Origin of the sequence: Methanothrix thermoacetophila PT (assembly GCF_000014945.1) — an archaeon.
GTDB classification, from domain to species: domain Archaea; phylum Halobacteriota; class Methanosarcinia; order Methanotrichales; family Methanotrichaceae; genus Methanothrix_B; species Methanothrix_B thermoacetophila.
This window is the reverse complement of the sequence record NC_008553.1, coordinates 1,153,051-1,172,226: the sequence shown is the minus strand read 5'-3', so window position 1 is coordinate 1,172,226 and position 19,176 is coordinate 1,153,051. Positions and strand designations below refer to the sequence as shown.

The 19,176-nt window shown below is 49.2% G+C and carries 14 protein-coding genes; 10 read left to right on the top strand and 4 right to left on the bottom strand.

What is annotated here, in order from left to right; genetic code table 11:
* The first annotated feature begins 8 nt into the window (after positions 1-8).
* The 9 genes from MTHE_RS05640 to MTHE_RS05600 are packed head-to-tail and all read left to right on the top strand — an operon-like array spanning position 9 to position 12,650.
* On the top strand, positions 9-1,286 hold the full coding sequence (locus MTHE_RS05640) for a UDP-glucose dehydrogenase family protein (RefSeq protein ID WP_011696257.1): 1,278 nt from the start codon (positions 9-11) through the stop codon (positions 1,284-1,286).
* Positions 1,261-2,175 (top strand): UTP--glucose-1-phosphate uridylyltransferase GalU, encoded by a 915-nt coding sequence (galU, locus tag MTHE_RS05635; protein ID WP_011696256.1) that lies wholly within the window; start codon positions 1,261-1,263, stop codon positions 2,173-2,175. Before MTHE_RS05640 ends, galU begins: the two co-directional genes overlap by 26 nt.
* 33 nt (positions 2,176-2,208) lie before the next feature.
* Positions 2,209-3,225 (top strand): UDP-glucuronic acid decarboxylase family protein, encoded by a 1,017-nt coding sequence (locus tag MTHE_RS05630; RefSeq protein WP_217417046.1) that lies wholly within the window; start codon positions 2,209-2,211, stop codon positions 3,223-3,225.
* Positions 3,222-4,043 carry a sugar phosphate isomerase/epimerase family protein gene (locus tag MTHE_RS05625; protein ID WP_011696254.1) on the top strand — a complete coding sequence of 274 codons (822 nt, stop codon included), beginning with the start codon at positions 3,222-3,224 and terminating at the stop codon, positions 4,041-4,043. Before MTHE_RS05630 ends, MTHE_RS05625 begins: the two co-directional genes overlap by 4 nt.
* A 15-nt stretch (positions 4,044-4,058) precedes the next feature.
* Entirely contained in the window at positions 4,059-4,955 is an 897-nt protein-coding gene (locus MTHE_RS05620) for a glycosyltransferase family 2 protein (protein WP_011696253.1), read from the top strand.
* Positions 4,956-4,976: 21 nt separating this feature from the next.
* Positions 4,977-5,324 carry an EamA family transporter gene (locus tag MTHE_RS05615; protein WP_175265843.1) on the top strand — a complete coding sequence of 116 codons (348 nt, stop codon included), beginning with the start codon at positions 4,977-4,979 and terminating at the stop codon, positions 5,322-5,324.
* A gap of 10 nt (positions 5,325-5,334) precedes the next feature.
* Positions 5,335-7,569, top strand: coding sequence for a hypothetical protein (locus MTHE_RS05610; protein ID WP_011696252.1), 2,235 nt, complete (start codon positions 5,335-5,337; stop codon positions 7,567-7,569).
* The gene (locus tag MTHE_RS05605) at positions 7,541-8,860 is read left to right on the top strand and encodes a class I SAM-dependent methyltransferase (protein ID WP_175265842.1); all 1,320 of its coding nucleotides are present in this window, start codon (positions 7,541-7,543) and stop codon (positions 8,858-8,860) included. Before MTHE_RS05610 ends, MTHE_RS05605 begins: the two co-directional genes overlap by 29 nt.
* A 4-nt stretch (positions 8,861-8,864) precedes the next feature.
* On the top strand, positions 8,865-12,650 hold the full coding sequence (locus tag MTHE_RS05600; RefSeq protein WP_011696250.1) for a glycosyltransferase: 3,786 nt from the start codon (positions 8,865-8,867) through the stop codon (positions 12,648-12,650).
* On the opposite strand, the gene MTHE_RS05595 is transcribed toward MTHE_RS05600, so the two are convergent.
* From MTHE_RS05595 to MTHE_RS05580, 4 genes are read right to left on the bottom strand one after another with little or no spacing between them, the layout of a single operon-like run.
* A complete protein-coding gene (locus tag MTHE_RS05595; protein ID WP_011696249.1) occupies positions 12,596-13,504 on the bottom strand; it encodes a hypothetical protein in 909 nt (302 codons plus the stop codon). The two genes, MTHE_RS05600 and MTHE_RS05595, sit on opposite strands and share 55 nt — an antisense overlap.
* Before the next feature lie 45 nt (positions 13,505-13,549).
* Positions 13,550-14,386: a sulfurtransferase gene (locus MTHE_RS05590; protein WP_175265841.1), complete on the bottom strand. Its 837-nt coding sequence runs from the start codon at positions 14,384-14,386 to the stop codon at positions 13,550-13,552.
* Positions 14,387-14,421: 35 nt separating this feature from the next.
* Entirely contained in the window at positions 14,422-15,942 is a 1,521-nt protein-coding gene (locus MTHE_RS05585; RefSeq protein ID WP_011696247.1) for a hypothetical protein, read from the bottom strand.
* Positions 15,943-15,978: 36 nt separating this feature from the next.
* On the bottom strand, positions 15,979-17,700 hold the full coding sequence (locus MTHE_RS05580; protein WP_175265840.1) for a hypothetical protein: 1,722 nt from the start codon (positions 17,698-17,700) through the stop codon (positions 15,979-15,981).
* 222 nt (positions 17,701-17,922) lie between these two features.
* Between MTHE_RS05580 and MTHE_RS05575 the strand changes: the two genes are divergently transcribed.
* Entirely contained in the window at positions 17,923-19,176 is a 1,254-nt protein-coding gene (locus tag MTHE_RS05575) for a class I SAM-dependent methyltransferase (protein ID WP_011696245.1), read from the top strand.

Below are 19,176 nucleotides of genomic sequence, written 5' to 3'. Positions count from 1 at the left end.
GTGTACATATGAAGATATCAGTTGTTGGCGGCGGATATGTTGGTCTCGTTTCAGCTGTGTGTTTTGCGGAGCTTGGCCATTCCGTGGATTTGATTGAGATCGACAGGGCAAAATGCGATGCGATAAATGCAGGTCAGCCGCCCATATATGAGGTTGGTCTAGAAGAGCGTCTATCAGCCCATGCAGGTAGAAACCTGCATGCGTATGTTGAATACGATCATATAAAATATTCAGATATCATATTCATTTGTGTTGGTACGCCCCAGGGCCCTGATGGCCATCCTGATATCTCTAATATAATATCAGCCTCAGAATCCATCGGTAGGGCTTTGCGAGACAAAGATGGCACAAGATACCATGTGGTAGTGGTGAAGAGCACGGTACCTCCTGGAACCACTGAGAGGCAGGTCATACCTTCTGTTTTAAGGCAATTTGGTAAAAATAACGACCAAATCGGGTTTGCTGTGAATCCAGAATTTCTGCGGGAGGGCATGGCCGTATGGGACTTCCTGAACCCAGACAGGATTGTGATCGGCTGCCGCAAAAAGATGGATGGGGATCTTGTAGAGGCTGCCTACTCAGGCATAAACGCGCCGGTTATCCGCACAGGGATAATGGCTGCAGAGATGATAAAATATGCATCAAATGCATTTCTGGCCACCAAGATTTCATATGCAAATGAGATAGGTAACATATGCAAGAAGCTTGGGATAGATGTCTATGAAGTGATGCGCGCCGTTGGGCTTGATAGGAGGATAGGTCCCGCATTTCTGAATGCCGGAATCGGCTTCGGAGGTAGCTGCCTTCCCAAGGACGTTTCTGCTCTAATCGCTCTGGCCGAGGATATGGGTGAAGACCCAATTCTCCTGAAATCCGTCATGCAAATCAATAAACTTCAGCCGCTGCGACTAATAGATCTGCTTATAAAGAGAGTTGGTCATTTGAATGGCAAAAAGATAGCTGTTCTAGGTCTCTCCTTTAAAGAAAATACAGATGATGTGAGAGAATCTAGGTCCATAGTCGTTATAAAGGAGCTTATTAGGAGAGGAGCAAGAGTCGCCGCATATGATCCCAAGGCCAACCAGTCCATGAAAAGATTCCTGACAGAAATCGATTACTGCTCGAGCGCATCCGAAGCTCTTACTGGTGCAGATGCATGTTTGGTTATGACAGAATGGCCGGAGTTTGCTCATCTTGATAAAGAATTCGATCTTATGAAATCCAGAATTGTTATAGAGGGTAGAAGGATACTCTCATGCAATGACAGAGAGGGGATATGCTGGTGACGGAGGGGGTATATTGGGAAATCCTGAAATCAGGAAAGCGGTGATACCTGCAGCCGGCCAGGGTACGAGATTTCTTCCAATAACCAGAGCACAGCCGAAGGAGATGCTGCCTGTTGTGGATAAGCCGGTCATACAGTATGTGGTAGAGGAGGCGATATCCTCAGGAATAGAGGATATCCTGATAATAACCGGCCGTGGCAAAAGGGCAATTGAAGATCACTTTGACGTATCCTGCGAGCTGGAAAAAACCTTGCTGCAGAAGAATGATGCCAAGCTCTACGACCAGTACAGAAGAATTTCAGATCTTGCAGATATACATTATATCCGGCAGAAAGAGCCGAGAGGACTAGGAGATGCAATTCTGCATGCAGAGAGGCACTGTGATGGTGAGCCCTTCGCAGTTTTGCTGGGTGACACGATAACAGTTCCATATAACGGTTCAGAGCCGTGTACCTCCCAGATGATAAAGTTTTACAAAAAGTATCACAGCACCATTGTGGCTGTGGAAAGAGTTCCGAAAAATAAAATACAGGACTACGGCATAATTGATGGTACGCTCTTGGAGGATGGCGTCTACAAGATAACTGATATAGTGGAGAAACCATCGCCGGAGGTGGCTCCATCAGACCTCGGAGCAATCGGCAGATACATACTTATGCCAGAGATATTCGATATCCTCAGGACTATTAAGCCCGGACATGGTGGCGAGATACAGCTCACCGATGCTCTAAAGTGCTGTGGTGATGCAATTGGGCTGGTCACACGTTGCCGTCGTTATGACATAGGCGACAAGATCAGCTGGATGAAGTCCAGCCTGGAACTGGCCCTCGCCAGAGATGAGTTTGCAGATGAGCTCAGGAGATTCATGAAGTCTCTTTTGAAAGAATAAGGATCTGCGGGTGTGAGTATGAGCTGGAGCAACATGAGGGAGATAGAGAGTATTAACAGAGAACTCGGAGAGCAGTACTTTCAGGAAAAGAACATACTTGTCACAGGAGGTGCGGGCTTTCTGGGCTCCTGGATCTGCGACGCTCTTATTGCACAGGGTGCTAATGTTGTTTGTGTGGACAATCTCTCAAGCGGCCTTATCTCTAACATATCCCACCTTCTTGATGCAGACAGATTCGAATTCATCCAGCACGATGTATCGGATTTATCGAGGCCACTAAAAATCGATCAAAAGCTGGATCTTGTGATTCACATGGCAAGCAGGGCCTCGCCTTTTGAGTTCGAGCACTACCCGATTGAGATACTGAAGGCGAACACCATCGGATTGATGGCATCTTTGGATATCGCAAGAAATCACGATGCAAGGTTACTTTACACATCTACGAGCGAAGTGTATGGCAACCCGACGGTTGTGCCAACACCTGAAAGCTATAACGGCAATGTGAATCCAATCGGACCTCGAGGTTGCTATGACGAGGCAAAACGCTGCGGTGAAGCATATGTCATGGCATACAGGAACCAGTATGGACTCGATGTGAGGATTGCCCGCATATTCAACACATACGGCCCCAGGATACGCTGGGACTGTATCTATGCCCGGGCAGTTCCCAGGTTCATAGCCCAGGCAATTCGTGGAGAACCAATAACGATATTCGGAGATGGCACTCAGACCAGGAGCTTCACATATGTAACAGATCAGATCGAAGGGCTGTTGAGGCTCGCATCGATCGATGAAGTAAAGGGAGCTGTAGTCAACATCGGTAACGATAGAGAGACAATGATAATCGAGCTGGCGAAAATAGTGCTCAAGATAACAGGTTCTGACTCAGGTATAGTGTACCAGCCGCTGCCTGAAGATGACCCGTTGCGCCGCTGCCCTGATATCACCAAAGCGAGAGAGCTTCTTGGATGGGCGCCCAAGGTTGCGCTCGAAGACGGCCTCAGACGTACTGTCGAGTGGTTCAGATCGTGCTCAGGAGAGTCCGTTTGAGAATATACGTTTCAACATCCTGCCTGAGAAACTGCATGTGCCTTCCTCAGGTGCTGGATGCTTACACAAATGCCGGGATCAGACATATAGAACTCGGAAGCTGTCATAGTTATATCGAAGATATAGATGAACTCCTGAAGCGCTATCCTGATGTAGAATTCGTCATACACAACTACTTTCCTCCGCCGAGAGATTCGTTTATGATGAACCTCGCTGCTCAAGATAAGATTATACGTCAGCAGAGCCTAAATATATGCAGAAGAGCCATAGAGCTGTGCAGCTATATTGGGGCGGAGTTCTACTCGTTCCATCCCGGTTTCAGGATCGCAGGAGCTTTGGGCAGGGATTTCAGCCTGTCAGGTAAGACCATACCGTACGAGGAAGCGTTCAGAAACTTCACGAGATCGCTTGATGAGATACTATCATATGCAAGAGAGCACAAAATCAAGGTTGCTCTCGAGAACCTTGAGCACAAGAATGATGCATACATGATGACTAGACCATCTGAGTTCACGAGTGTCCTAGAGATGTTTCCTGAGCTTTTCTTGCTGCTGGACCTTGGTCATCTTAAGATCGCCTCACGCAGGCTGTGCTTCACAATGGAAGAGTTTATATCCTGTGTCCACGGCAGAGTCATCGGGGTACATGTGCATGAAAATGATAGTAGATCGGATCTGCACCTGGATCCCTCAAAAAGCGAACTTCTGGAACATATCAGCCGGATCAACTGTGATAATATCATACTGGAGAGCAAGAACATGACAATGACCGAGATAATTCGATGTGTGGATTCTCTATGGTCGCGCTTCGCATCTTAAATAGGGTGTCATACAATGCGAGTATCGCTAGTAGTCCCGGCATTCAATGAGGTGAAAGGACTGCCCTTAGTCATTGCGGAGTACCTGGAATGGGTTGACGAGATCATAGTGGTGGATGATGGTTCCAATGATGGCACCTATGAGGTTGCAAAAAGATTCGCTGGGGAGAAAGTGAAAATTTTTAGGCATGATATAAACAGAGGTAAGGTAGCCGCCCTGCGAACTGGCGTGAAGCACGCCAGCGGGGATGTGATCGTGTTCACTGATGCAGATTACACGTATCCCGCTAGATACGTGCCCGAGCTCGTGAGGGAGATAGAGAAGGGCGCGGATCTTGTACTTGGCGCGAGGCTTCAGAACAGGACGAACATACCAGCATTTAACAGGCTCGGAAATAACATATTCTCATTTCTCGCAACCTACATTAGCTGCATGAATATTCAGGACAGCCAGACCGGCATGAGGGCGTTCAAGAGGGAGATGTTCGAGAAGCTCGACGTCAACGCTAAAGGCCTGGAGTTCGAGACCAAGATGACAGTAAGGGCTGCGAAGCTAGGCTACAAGATTATCGAGATACCCATAGAGTACAGGCCGCGGGTGGGAAGGTCCAAGCTGAACCCAATAAAGGATGGCGCCAGGATGATGGTTGCTCTCATCTCCGTGGCGTACACAGAGACGTCCTTGCTCTCGAAGATGATACTCGTGCCTTCCTTGATCTTCATTCTGATTGGTCTTTACACTGGATCTGTATCCATCTATGAGAAGTTGTATTCTGGTGTAATATATCATGAGTTTTACCCCCTACTCACCGCATTTCTTATACTTGTCGGCGTTCAGCTGATCTCGCTGGGTTTGATTGTGGATTATCTTACAAAGAAGCTTGACAGAATAGAGGAGCGTCTGGTGAAATAAGATAATCAAGCAGGTGCGCATATGAATACGATTATTATAATTATCGCAAGTGTTGTCTTTGCAGCACTTGGTCAGCTTTGCTGGAAGCTTGGCATCAATCAAGCAGGCACGCTCACTCTCTCATCTCTTCCTTACTTATTGCTCAACCTCCCTGTTATGCTTGGCTTTTTGATGTACGGTACGAGCACGATCTTCTGGCTGGTTGCTTTGTCAAAAAAGGACCTGAGCTTCGTGTATCCGTTTATATCACTAACATACGTGCTGGTTCTAATACTATCAAGTGTTGTGTTGAAAGAGCCGCTTGGCATCAATAAATTGATTGGAAGTATTATAATAATAATTGGCCTGATAATAATAACTAGATCGTAAGGTGTTCAAGATGGAATATGAGTCAAACATTTTTTTTAGATTCTGGCTTAAATTGCACGATTTCATAATAAAAAACGAAGTGTTTTTGGTTCTCTTGTCGGTATATTTCATATACAATATCAATTGTAGAACCCTTGGATCCGGAGATACCATTCCAGCTTCTTTGTTACCATTCAGCATATTGGAATACCACAATTTATATATGGATAATTTTTATTTTTATTATTTTTCTAATTATGATCAGCTATGGTATTTCAAAGAGGCTGATGGTCATTTTTTGTCGAGCTATCCAATTGTAACACCATTATTAATCACACCACTTTATGTAATTCCATATATTGTTTTGAAATTTAATAATTTGCCAATCGATTTATTCCATCCTGGGTTCGCTAAAACAGTTTGCGTGATGGAGAAGCTATCCGCATCTTTAATTGCATCGACATCTGTTGTTTTTGTTTATTTATCAATAAAAGAGCTAATAAATAGAAGAGTTGCATTTATCGTAGCAGTACTATTTGCATTTGGAACCAACACCTGGGCAATCAGCAGTCAGGCACTGTGGCAGCATGGATTGATAGAGCTTATCCTGGCCATGTTCATATATCTAGTTTTAATAAACGAAAAGATAAAGTCAAATAAGATAGTTATTTCTCTGGGTGTTTTATCCGGGTTATTCGTATTTAACAGACCAATCGACAGCGTACTATTGGCGCCTGTGTTATATTATATATTTGATATGAGAGATAAAAGGATCATTTATTATATATTTTCAGCATTTTCATCCGGTGCACCGTTTCTTTTATATAATATTTATTATTTTGGAAATTTATTTGGAGGTTATACAGATCTGCTAAAATTGTTTGATTTAAGTCCTGAGATGGTTACAAGATTTGCTGGATTGCTAGTTAGCCCAAGTCGAGGGCTCTTCGTATATACTCCTATCACGTTGTTATCCGTGTTAGGATTTGCTAAAGTTATGCGGATACCCAACAAACGAATCAAAAATTTTCTAATTTTGATGGGCATTTCGTGCTTTACTCTGGTCATAATATACAGCTCTTTTATCATATGGTGGGCAGGTGGGTCGTATGGACCCAGGTTCCTGACTGGCATGCTTCCTGCAATGGCGATCTTTTTAGGATTTTTTATCAAAGACATTAAATTGAACGTTTACAGATTTAAAAATTTATCAATTATTTTTATCGTATCCGCCCTAGTTTTTTGGTCGTTTTTTACACAATTTGTCGGTGCATTCTATTATCCAAACGGCAACTGGGATGGCGATCCAAACGTGGATCTGCACCCTGAAAAATTGTGGGACTGGAAAGACACACAATTGACCAGAACATTCAATGCTGGTATGGCATCATCACCACTGAGCTGCTTTAAAAATATCTTCTCTGCCATGTCTCTTTTACATATAAAAGATATCTCCGATTACAGCATAATGAAACTTGCCGGCTGGTATGGAATAGAGTTATGGAATAATGTGCCCACACGATGGATGCAAGATGATGCAAAGGTGGCATTAAAATCTCCCGATAATCAGACATGCGAAATGAGCTTGCAAGCAACGAGCTTCTACCATCCAAGGACTTTGGAGATATATGCAGGAGACGAGAAGATATTAACCGTTGAAATCCCCAGCGACGGATTTATCAATCTGTCTGTACCTGTAAGCCTTGTAGAGGGCATGAATGTAATACGCATGCATGTGCCAGAGGGTTGCGAAAGACCTTGCGACATAAAAGAGCTGAACAACCCTGACTCCAGGTGCCTGAGCATTGCTGTGCAGAACTTAAAGATCATGCCATCTGAGTCCATCATATACTATACACCCATTTCAGGGTTCTATGGTATCGAATCCTGGTCCGGAATACCAACAAACTGGATCATGGATGATGCAGATCTTGGAGTATTTTCGCTGGATAATTTAACCTGTAACCTAAGCATACGAGCGAGGAGCTTCCATTGTACAAGAACGCTGGAAATATATGCAGGAAATGCTTTTATAAATAGCGTTTCAGTTCCGAGTGACGACTTCATCAATGTAACATGTTCCATAAAGCTTGCTAGGGGCATGAATACAATACAGCTGCGTGTACCAGATGGCTGCGATAGACCATCAGACATTAGAGAGATAAATGTCCAAGATCGGAGATGCCTTAGCATGGCTCTACAGAACGTGAGAATAGATTGCGGAAATCGATTGAGGTGTGACCAAAGTGGAGAGAGAACCTGCTGAAATTCTGGATAATGATGGATTTTACCTTGAATTTGAGAACAGGTTCCGTGGTTCTCAAGAACTGGTAAGATCTCGATTATATGTGTATCTTCCTTTCGTCCTGCCTCTAAAATCGATTTACGGGGAGCTCAGAGCCGTGGATCTTGGTTGTGGTAGAGGCGAATGGCTCGAGTTGCTCAAAGAGAATGGTTTCCAGGCCGAAGGTGTCGATCTCGACGATGCCATGGTCAACACATGCAGATCCAAAGGGCTATCGGTGGAAAAAGCGGATGCTATAGAACATCTAGAGAGACTCGATGATGAAAGTGCGGTAATAGTATCTGGTTTTCATATAATCGAGCATATACCATTCGAATCTGTGAAGAAGCTTGTGAAGGACGCATACCGCGTCCTCAAACCCGGTGGATTATTGATCCTGGAAACTCCAAACCCCGAGAGCCTCATTGTCAGCACAACGGAGTTCTACTTGGATCCAACCCATAAAAGGCCGATACCGCCAAACTTATTACATTTTTTAGTCGAATGCAGCGGGTTCGCAAGGATTAAGATACTGAGGCTTAATGAGCCGTCTCAAATACAGAATCCGGATGAGATGAGTCTGGCCGATGTGTTTTTCGGTGTCAGCCCCGACTACGCAGTAGTTGCTCAAAAAGGCACATCAAAAGAGCAAATGAGCTTATTTGATCGAGCTTTCGATAAGAAGCACGGACTTGCTAGAGATGAATTGGTAATGCGTTATGCAGAGAAAGAGAAGCAGCTTATCGCATATGAACGCGAACGGTGGCGATGGCTTGAGAGCGAATGGCGCGTAATGAATTCTAAGATAGACCGCTTAGCCGATGAGATGTACCAGACATTAGAGAGCGAACGTGCACGTGCGCAGATGCTCGAGCGCGAACTGAGGTCGGTGTACTCCAGCAAATGCTGGCAAATAACAGCGCCTCTGCGTGTGGGTTTTGATTTGCTTTTAGGATTAAAAGCGACGATAATAGATATGCCCACGAAGCTAAGGCGCAAGGTGGTTTACGTAATAATGATGGTGTTAGGTGGGTTTGCAAATTTTGTCTTATCACATTCCATATTGAGACGCATGGCAGCGTATATGTTAAAAAGATCTCGGCGTCTTGATGCATTCAGTAAGTCTGTACTCTCATCCGGATTGGTTGAGCGCAGCGTAGGAAGTGGAGATCATTCATGTCTGCATTTGCCACCGGATATATCAGAGCTCTCCCACCATGCTCGACATATCTACAGGGATCTCAAGGAAGCCACAGAAAGGAGCAGGAGGTGATACAATGAGAATGGTGATAGACCTGCAGGGGGCTCAGACACAATCCCGCTTTCGCGGCATAGGCCGGTACTCACTGTCCATAGCTCAGGCGATCGCCAGAAACCGTGAGGATCATGAGATATTAATCGCTCTGAACGGTATGTTCCCGGAGACGATCGAGCCCATTCGCGCTGCTTTTGTGGGACTTCTCCCGCCGGAGAACATACGCGTATGGTACGCGCCAGGACCCGTACGTGAGTCCCAGCCCGGGAACGATCTTCGCCGTGCGGCTGCAGAGCGCATACGTGAGGCGTTTCTGGCCAGCCTTGAGCCGGATGTTATTCTTGTAACAAGCCTCTTCGAGGGGTTCGTCGATGACGCGGTCACAAGCATTGGCATCTTCGACCTCAGAACGCCAACCGTGGTTGCACTGCATGACCTAATACCATTGCTGAATCCAGATCACTACCTACGTGACAACCCAGCTTACAAGCAATACTATTTGAGAAAGATATACCATCTTAAAAGAGCCCATGCCTGGCTTGCCGTATCTGATTCGTCTGCCAGAGATGCAATAACAGCGCTGGGCATTCCGCCAGATCGCGTATTCACCACGTATGAAGCATGCGACGAACGCTTCAGGCCCATAGATATATCCGACGAGCAGAAAACTGAGCTGTTCAGCAAGTACAGCATATCCAGACCTTTTGTCATGTGCGCACCTGGTGGTACAGACCCACGGAAGAATCTAGATAGACTCATTCGCGCCTTTGCACGTCTGCCTGATGATCTGAGAAGAGACCATCAGCTTGTCATAGTCTCCACTATAGATCCGGAAGACAAAAAGAGACTTGAGGACATCGCGCGGGATGCTCATCTTGAAAAAGACAAGCTCGTCATTACAGGATATGTCACAGACGAGGATCTCCTGAAGCTGTACAATCTCTGCAGACTTTTCGTATTTCCATCCTGGCATGAGGGTTTTGGTCTCCCACCCCTCGAGGCAATGGCGTGCGGGGCACCTGTGATAGCTTCCAGTACATCAAGTTTGCCAGAGGTCATCGGTCGGGAGGATGCGCTCTTTGATCCTTTCTCCGTGGAATCGATCTCCTCCAAGATGGCTGTGGTGCTCCTGAATGAGGACTTACGTCAGGATCTGATCCGTCACGGACTTCAGCAGGCAAAGAGGTTCTCCTGGAACGAGTGCGCAAGAAAGGTAATCGGGGCGGTTGAGAGTATCCTATCGAAAAATAAGATATCGAAGAGATACTACCAGCTGAATAAAAGACCTCTTCTTGCCTACATATCACCTCTCCCGCCGGAGCGCAGCGGCATATCAGACTACAGCGCGGAGCTTTTACCTGAGCTTGCTAAATACTATGATATCGAGGTCGTGGTCAACCACCCAGAGGTAACAGACCCCTGGATCAGGGCATGTCTGCCGATACGTTCTGTGGATTATTTCAAGAAGAATGCATATCGATACGACAGAGTGTTATACCACATAGGAAACTCTCCGTTTCACCACCATATGTTCGAGATGCTTGATGAATACCCTGGTGTTACAGTGCTGCATGATTTCTACCTCGGAAATTTTAAGGCAAACATGGAGTTTAACGGAATATACCCCGGCGCGTGGACTCACTCGCTCTACGAGTCTCATGGCTATAAGGCAGTGTTCGAGCGCTTCCATGAGGAGGATCTTGAGAAGACCATATTCACATACCCGTGCAATTTTGATGCGATAAGCAAGTCACTGGGCATAATCGTTCACTCATCGTATTCATCAAAGCTGGCGCTGAAATGGTATGGAGCCGGAAAGGACTGGGCTGTTATACCACACCTACGTGTCCTGCCCAGAAATGTCGACAGGATAGCAGCCCGCAAAAAATTAGGAGTCCCGCAGGATGCATTTCTGGTATGCAGCTTTGGCCTTATTGCTCCAACAAAAAATAACCACCGTCTTCTCAACGCATGGATCAAATCCAGCCTTTCGCGTGACCGCCACTGCCAGCTTGTCTTCGTCGGGGAGAATCATGGGGGAGAGTACGGTCAAAGTCTGTTAAAAACTATAAAAGAAAGCGGTGTTCAGGATCGCGTTCATATAACCGGCTGGGTGGATAGGGAGACGTTCAGGAGCTATCTTGAAGCAGCAGACGTGGCTGTGCAGCTTCGCACCCGCTCAAGAGGCGAGACATCGGGAACGATCTTGGACTGCATGAGCTACGGATTGCCTCTCATAGTCAACGCCCACGGATCTTCAGCGGAGCTTCCCGATGATGCGGTGTACATGTTGCCTGATGACTTCAGGGATGAGGAGCTTGTAGAGGCCCTGGAGTTGCTCTGGCGCGATGCTGAAAGGCGTGAATCTCTGGGAAGAAGAGCACGAGAGGTCATATCCGCCAATCATGCTCCGTCGCGCTGCGCAAAGCAGTACTGTGAGGCGATAGAGAGATTTTATGAGCGCGCGCGAACAGGAACAAGGGCGCTGATAGAATCTATTGCAGAACTTGATGGAATGCCATCAGATGATAAATTTGTAGCAGCTCTGGCAGATTGCATAGCTAGAAGTCTGCCCAGGAAGCATCCTGCCAGACAGATCTTTGTGGATGTATCTGCAATTGTGCAGTGTGATCTGAGAACTGGCGTTGAGAGGGTGACGAGGGGCATTTTGCGATGCCTGCTCCTGGATCCTCCAGAGGGTTACAGGGTTGAGCCTGTGTATGCATCACCAGCCCATGGCTACCGGTATGCGAGAAGTTTTACAATGCGATTTCTGGAGTGCCCCATGGATCTTCAGGACGATCCCATAGAGTATCAGGCTGGCGATATATTCCTCGGCCTGGATCTGAACCAGTACGTTGTAACAGCGCAGTCCCGTTATTTGGAATTTCTCAGAAATGCAGGCGTTAAGATCTTTTTCGTTGTGTATGACGTTCTCCCAATTCAGATGCCAGAGGTGTTCCCGCCGGGGACTGATGATCTTCATAGTAAATGGCTGAGCTGTGTGTGCCGTGTATCTGATGGCGTTTTATGCATCTCCAAATCGGTTGCAGATGGTGTGGCAGAATGGCTGAAGAGCCACGGCCCTGATAGACTCCGTCCGCTCAGGGTCGAGTGGTTCCATATAGGTGCAGATCTGGAGAGCTCCTCGCCAACACGAGGTCTTCCAGAGAACGCGTCTAAGGTGCTGAATCAGATTCGATCCCGGATGAGCTTCCTTATGGTCGGCACGATAGAGCCGCGGAAGGGTTACCCTCAGGCCATCGGGGCGTTTGAGATGCTCTGGATGGATGGTGCTGATGTAAATCTCGTGATCGTCGGCAGGGAGGGATGGACGCATCTTTCTGATGATATGCGTCGCAATATTCCAGAGACTGTGAACCGCTTGCGCCACCATCCTGAGCTTGGCAGGCGGTTGTTCTGGCTCGATGGGATAAGCGACGAGTACCTGGAGAGGGTTTACGAGTCATGTAAATGTCTCGTAGCAGCGTCACTGGGGGAGGGTTTCGGCCTGCCCCTGATCGAGGCGGCGCAGCATAAGATGCCGATCATCGCCCGGGACATACCCGTTTTTCGAGAGGTGGCTGGAGATCATGCGTTCTACTTCAAAGGCGATGAGCCCTCAGATCTGGCCAGTGCGATAAAGGAGTGGTTGGAGCTCTACAGAGAGAAGAGACACCCTGAATCAGAGGGCATGCGATGGCTCACCTGGAGGGAGAGCACCGAGATGCTGCTCCAGCGCATTTTAGAGGGTCAATCGCGCTTTGACACCAGGAGCGCCCCTGAGGTGTTCTCTGGCAAGAGCTGAGCGCAGCACTCGAGCATTCCCACATCGTATATAGTATCGTTGAGCTTCATCTGGCTTCCAAGATCCCTCTTGACGGCGATACGCCCTATGTAGGACTCGAAGATCTCGCTGCTGTTTGTGATCACGTGAAGATTGGATGATCCCACAAACCGCGTGTCGATATTGTATGCGGTATAGTTGTTCATGAGATGCCTGTAGTTATCGCCTTCGAGCTGCAAATCCAGGGACTGGCTTCTGTACATCGAGGTTCTGGATATAGCCCCGGTTCTGATGCCCTCCTGTATCAGATCCCTATCGCTCCTGAACCTGGTCAGATCTGTGTAGGACATGCCCAGAAACCTCATGGAATCCTGGATACTGATCTGCGCCAGGGAGTATGTTATTTCATCAGAGCCCAGTGATCCCGACCGTCTCTCTTTTATGAAGCTCACCTCCCTGGATTGGGTGAGATTCCCGTATCTTGCGCTCATGAGCTGGTACGCATTGTTATCATACTCACTCCCGTCCATAAAGCTCCGCGTGGAAAACCGACCGGTGCCTGAGACATCAGAGCTCATCGTGAAGACCATTACAGGCGAGACTGATGTGCCGTATGATACGTTTTGACCGGATTTGCCGTCGGGTTTTGGAGGGGTGGGCTTGGGTTTCACTATAGGAACCACATAGTTTGATGGGTCGCCCATGCCAAACGAGATTCCCGGATAACGGTAGACTGGTGGCTGGCCCGGGGGAGAGGATGACGTCGAGCCCTCGCCGATCACTGTCACGCTCTCGCCCCCGGGGAGACTGAGACATTTCGCGGGTATCATGATTGCTATAAATAAAATGCACATTATGACGGGAATCCTACACATAGCCTGCCCCTCATCCACATAAAACTTAAAGGTTGCGATGCTCTCTCAGGGCTTGACTATGGTCTCGCCTGCCCCGACCCATCTCCTCATGGCGAAGAGCCTGGCATCGTAGCCCATCCTCTTAAGAGCAAACCATACCACAGTCGCCTTCACGCCTGTTGATGTGAACACCACAACTGGTTTCTCCTTTGTCAGACCCTTGGCCCTGAACAGGTTCTCGAGCTCTGAATCCTCCCTGAACCAGCCGCCTGAGACCACAGTATCTGCAGGTATGTTGATCGAACCCAGTATTGTTGATGCTTCGAACTCCTGCACTGTTCTGGCATCCACCAGCTGGACATCGCTGTTCTTTATGTAATCTATCGATGCCAGAAGACCTCCGCGTGGGTGTGGTGTGTATACTGCAGGGGGCCTCTTGGATGTCTCGCTGGCAGTTGGCATGCCAGCGTTCGTCCAGCCGGTGATGCCGCGGTCGAGCAGCCAGACGTTTCTATGTCCGAGATACAGGAGCGCGAAGTATGTCAGGGTCGACGGATGTATTGTAACGCCAGAGCCTCCACAGGGCCTGCACTCGCCGTAGATCACCACAGAATCGCTGTCTGATATGCCTGCCTTACCGAATATCCGGGCAAGATCCTCCGGAGGCTTGAGAATCTCGTCCTCGCCACAGAGATCGGTATAGTTGATGTGAACTGCTCCGGGTATATGGGATTCTGCCTCCTCGCTTACGTCTAGCAGCACGCAGGAGCTCGTCAGATCTTCAGGGCTCAGGATGGGAGATGCTGCAAGGTCTGCCGACCGCTGATATGACAGGCTCACGTAAAGCGCAGCCACAATCACCGCGACTGTTAGAAGAAAGATCTTAAACATCTTCAAAGCCATGGCCGTAAACAGGTCAGATCCATACGATAAAAAGATTAGTGCGCCTGGTAGTACCAGCCCTCGGTGCTCGACCAGGCGTAATAAACCGGCTTAGTCTTGGTATTGGTCTCAAACGGCTTGGCCAGGATTGCTGTGCCTGATGGATCCTGGGATATGACGACGTTCTTTGCTATGTTCGATATCTCTCCACGAACAATATCCCCTGAGCTGACATAGGAGTAGTGATGGATGGGCGTTTCCGCATCTCCAACGTAGGAAGCGAAGTTATGCATGTAACCGTCACTGGTCCACATGTCGCCGTATCCCACGCCGTGGGCTATCGCACCTGCAACCGCCTTCCTGTCACCTGAGATCTCAGTAGATGTTGCAAGGGTGATATTACCTGAGGAGCTTGATATACCTGAACGCTCGACAAGGTCTGTGGTCAGCTGGATCTTAGCGAAGGATAACGCATAAGCTCCGGACTCTCTTGCTATCGCCCCGGATCCCGTCGTCTCGATGCTGCCCCATTCTAGCGCAGTCCTTCCAGGCTGTCTTGCAACAGATCCCCAGAGCGGATCGATCAGAGCCTGAGCATAACTCTCGGTCGAGCTAGAAGACTGGCTCGCTGATGCGTAGCTTGACGGCCCTCCTGAGACGTAGAGCCCGATGGGCAGGCCTGTGTAAAGCGCAGTGTTGCGTGTCGCTGTCGATTCAACACTCGCGATGACAGATGCCGCATCGCCATTTCCTGGGGCGATCACCTTTCCCTTCAGTGTGCCGGAGGCTGACGACGCCACGTTCTCGTTTTCGAGTTTCGATTTCGTGGTCGATGTGGAGTCCCACCCGCCGCTCACCGCTCTGCCAGAAACTGTTACATCCGCAGTCGCGGAGTTCATCGCTGTTGCGTATGCTGACAGGATGCTCGTCGAGCTATCGGTGAGCTCGTTCCTGCGGTTTGAGAGTACGCGCGACTCTGTGTGCAAACCGTTCTTCCTGCCCGATGTGCTCAGCAGAGAGTCTGCAGCTGATCCCTGGAGGGAGGTGCTGCTCGACCCCTCGACCTCGCCCCAGACCTCTGTGGTTCCGGACTGGAGAGAGACTCCATAGCTGGCCTCGCCTGATGCTTTTGAGGTGACAGAGCCCTTGCCGACGAGCATGCCCTCAGTGGTCACATCAGCAGTCCCGAATATCTCGTGACTGCCTCCGCCAGTTGGCATCGCACATGCAGTGGCGCCGATGAAGGCCGCTGCTGATGCTGTTCCTGAGCTCTCCAGTATGACCTCAGACTCAACACTGCCATCGAAGCCCGCCGAGAGGACGAAACCGCCGGAGGTGATCTCTCTCTCAATACTCCCCTCTCGCACGAGCTTGACGCTGCCAGGTCCGTAGAGGCTTGTTGATGATAGTATGCCTATTACCAGGGTCGGGTCTCCTGATACCGAGGATACCCCGCTGGAGCCGCTGCTCACCGACTCGCCATCGCTGGATACTGACCACCCCCCGGACATCTCAATTGCGCCGAGCGCGGGGGTGAAAAGAAGAAGGCAACACAGAAAGATGAAGTAACGTGACATTGTAAGAACCCCAAAAAAAAGTGATAATGGTTTTACTTAGTAAGGCTGCTCAGTTTCCAGCTCAACTTCTGCCTTTCTCTCGGTAGAACTCCCTGGGAACGGAGTCCAGTACGGTGGTGTATACTCACCGCTCGGGTTGAACGTCGGAACTTCCGCAACTTTGAGTCCGGGCCCGTTCATCATCTTGTCGTTTGTGCCGTCGATCCAGAAGTAGGCCTCTACACTCGGAATGTCAGTGGACCACACAGTACCGTCGGGATCTGCCCCCACATGCAGGTCCTTGAACGCCTCGTAGACGCCAGACCCATCCCAGACTGAGGAGCCGTAGATCGGTGCGGACGGGCCACTTATGGACGCATAATTGAACATCCAGGTTGATTTAGTGGTGCCATCTGACCAAGCGTACTGTTCAAGCCTAATATCTGCGCTTGCTGGTGAACTCTTCTTGTTACGCAGGAATGCACCTGCACCAATACCGTACTCGTTGGCCACAGTCGGATCCTTAACCTGGCTCAGCTCGCCAGAGAGTTCAGCAGAATGGTTTGTCGAACTCTCAGAGTGATATCCATCATCATCGATCCACCAATGGCTGTATACTTGTGATGCCTCGGCATTCCACTTGCCTGTGGTTATGAACGCCCTGCCATATGTCCTGTCGCTGCCATCATCCTTATTGCCTGGATTAATCCTCGCTGCGAATCCATATGTCCTGATAAAACTATATGTATATGAATCTGTATTGTCTGCATCTCCCAAAACATCCAGTTCCGCACTGGCCTCGGCAGCATCTCGATTGTTGAGCACATACGCATCAGCGCTCATCATATCCTCTTTTGATGTTGTCGCTGATGTATAATACTCCGAGTAATCACAGTAGCCAGTGTTCGGATCACATCTATAAGTGGAGGTCATATTACCGCCAGTTGCAGAACTCTTGCCGCTTGCTGTTGCTGATACCGCTGCCGAACCTGTTGCACCATTACACAGATTTATCTGCCCGGCTGCTATAGAAATCTCATTATCAACATTGGAAGAAACATGAGCCTCCGTGGAGGTAGAGAGGGCAACCATCGATGCATATGCTGGGTCTTCAGAAACTTGCAGCATGGGGGACAACCCACCTCCTATTGCTCGATTCGAGTCCCTCACTTCGCCCTCTATTGTGGTTCTGCCCTCAACACCACCTTTGATGGTGTATGTAGTAGTAGTATCGCCCACCTTGAGGGTTTCATCAGCTGAATATCCAGCAAATCCGTCTGCATTTGCATATGCATAGAACTTGCCTTTAGCACTTCCCTGGGGATCGCCTAACTGGTAATCAGGGTCTCCGAAATTTTTACTCCAAGACTCACCCAACGAGGAGCTTATTTCCGCAGATCCCGCAAGGTTATCGTTCGCGTAAGAGCTGATTTGCCCTACTGCTGTCGCTTTTGAGCCTGTCTCTCCTTTGACGTACGCCTCAACTGTGCCCTTGGCACTGACTGTCAATTTTCCGTTAGTTATCGCCAGATCCTTCGATGCGAGATCGGGTACCGTTGTCTTTACCCACGCCTCTCCCTCACCATCTGTCGATGCCACCGCAAGGATGTCCGCCTGAATGAAGTTGGTATCCTCGTAGAACGAATGTGCCCATCCAGCTGTCGCGCCGTCCGCTTGGGTCCAAGCGTGCGTTCCGCCAGGCATCTGAGTCACCGTTGCTGCGGATGCCCAGCCCACCATGACTAGCAGGACAGCTAGAGCCAGCATCGATCTCATCATTTTCATGACATTATCCTCCTACACTATACTCCTGTGATCAGGGCTACATAGCAATCCACAATGAGCCCCGACCACATACCTTTACAGCTGCTACAGTTGCGCAGAACCTGCTAATAAATATTTCGTTCCAATCCACAGTCGCCGATTCGCAGCGCAGCTGCCCAACACCGAGATCCAGACGTCCTCGCAAGCTTTTTATCATGCCAGATTTCAGCTCTGTCCATGCTCAGCCTGCTCCGGTGTCCGAGATGCAGCGGCGAGCTCGAGAGTATCCATGGATCGCTCTGCTGCTCGTGCGGCTTTTCGTACCTTCTGAGAGATGACGTCCATCTCATCGAGGGCGCCGGAAACCACGATACGGAGTACTCCGAGGAGTACTACAGATCGAGCCTCTACGACCTATCCGAGGATCGGATATCAAAGGTGGTATCGCTCGCACGGATTCTGCCTGGAGAAAGAGTCCTGGATCTCGGATGTGGGCCGGGCGTTGTTGCATTGCGCTGCTCTCTCCTCGGTGCTGAGGTGTACGCAGTGGACCCATCCAGGGCCGCACTGATGATCAGCGCAAAACGCGCCAGAGATGCGGGCGCACGCATCGAGCTGTTCGAGTTCGACGGCAGGTCTCTGCCCTTTAAGGATTCCTCATTCGACACAGTGATAATGGCAGATGTGGCTGAACATATCGATGACGGCACGCTGAGCACGCTTCTTAGTGAGTGCTTTCGCACTCTGACTCCTGGCGGAAGGCTGGTGCTCCATACAGCTCCAGCGCTTGAGGCCATGAGGGCGGCCTGCCTTTTGCGTGCGATCTCACTGGGCACCGCCGATCTGCAAAAACATCTTGTAACCCCGGAGTATGAGCACCTGCACATAAGATACCACTCCCGCGGCAGCATACGAGGCTTCATGAGAGCCGCCGGTCTGTCGCCCATCGTCTGGGGAGAGGTGAAATATCTCAAAGATAAGCTGCCAGGATTCATTAGCAGATGGATCCCGGACCAGATCTGGGCAGTGGGCTTGAAAGGCCGTGCCCCAGATCCGACATTCCCAGAGGCTCCCTACCTGGATCTGATAGATCTCCCATCAGAGATCGACATGCTTAACTGCACCGAGTGGGCTATAGGTGCCGGTTTTTATCCATGTGAGGGATGTTTCCGGTGGACTGAGAGGTCCGCGGTACTGTATCTGAGGTCCAATGAGATGAAATCTCATCTGAAACTGGATGTAGCGGCAGCCCGTCCGGATCTGAGCAGGAGACCACTAAAACTGGCTGTGCATCTCGATGGGCGTAAAGTAGGCGAGTTCGCGCTGAGTGATCCTGGAAGGAGGTCGATCTGTTTCGATCTTCCCACACCGATCAGCCCAGGCCTCCACAGGGTGAGACTCACTGTCGACAGGACATTCGTTCCCAGGGAGTGGGGGAACGACGACACGAGAAGGCTTGGAATAGCCGTGTACAGGGTGGGTGTGATTTAG

Bases quoted from the DNA above. Each gene is read 5' to 3' on its own strand.
- MTHE_RS05610 (WP_011696252.1), top strand. From the start codon at position 5,335: ATGGAATATGAGTCAAACATTTTTTTTAGATTCTGGCTTAAATTGCAC.
- MTHE_RS05630 (WP_217417046.1), top strand. From the start codon at position 2,209: ATGAGGGAGATAGAGAGTATTAACAGAGAACTCGGAGAGCAGTACTTT.
- MTHE_RS05615 (WP_175265843.1), top strand. From the start codon at position 4,977: ATGAATACGATTATTATAATTATCGCAAGTGTTGTCTTTGCAGCACTT.
- MTHE_RS05600 (WP_011696250.1), top strand. From the start codon at position 8,865: ATGAGAATGGTGATAGACCTGCAGGGGGCTCAGACACAATCCCGCTTT.
- MTHE_RS05640 (WP_011696257.1), top strand. From the start codon at position 9: ATGAAGATATCAGTTGTTGGCGGCGGATATGTTGGTCTCGTTTCAGCT.
- MTHE_RS05585 (WP_011696247.1), bottom strand. From the start codon at position 15,942: ATGTCACGTTACTTCATCTTTCTGTGTTGCCTTCTTCTTTTCACCCCC.
- galU (WP_011696256.1), top strand. From the start codon at position 1,261: ATGACAGAGAGGGGATATGCTGGTGACGGAGGGGGTATATTGGGAAAT.
- MTHE_RS05595 (WP_011696249.1), bottom strand. From the start codon at position 13,504: ATGTGTAGGATTCCCGTCATAATGTGCATTTTATTTATAGCAATCATG.
- MTHE_RS05620 (WP_011696253.1), top strand. From the start codon at position 4,059: ATGCGAGTATCGCTAGTAGTCCCGGCATTCAATGAGGTGAAAGGACTG.
- MTHE_RS05580 (WP_175265840.1), bottom strand. From the start codon at position 17,700: ATGATGAGATCGATGCTGGCTCTAGCTGTCCTGCTAGTCATGGTGGGC.
- MTHE_RS05575 (WP_011696245.1), top strand. From the start codon at position 17,923: ATGCTCAGCCTGCTCCGGTGTCCGAGATGCAGCGGCGAGCTCGAGAGT.
- MTHE_RS05590 (WP_175265841.1), bottom strand. From the start codon at position 14,386: ATGGCTTTGAAGATGTTTAAGATCTTTCTTCTAACAGTCGCGGTGATT.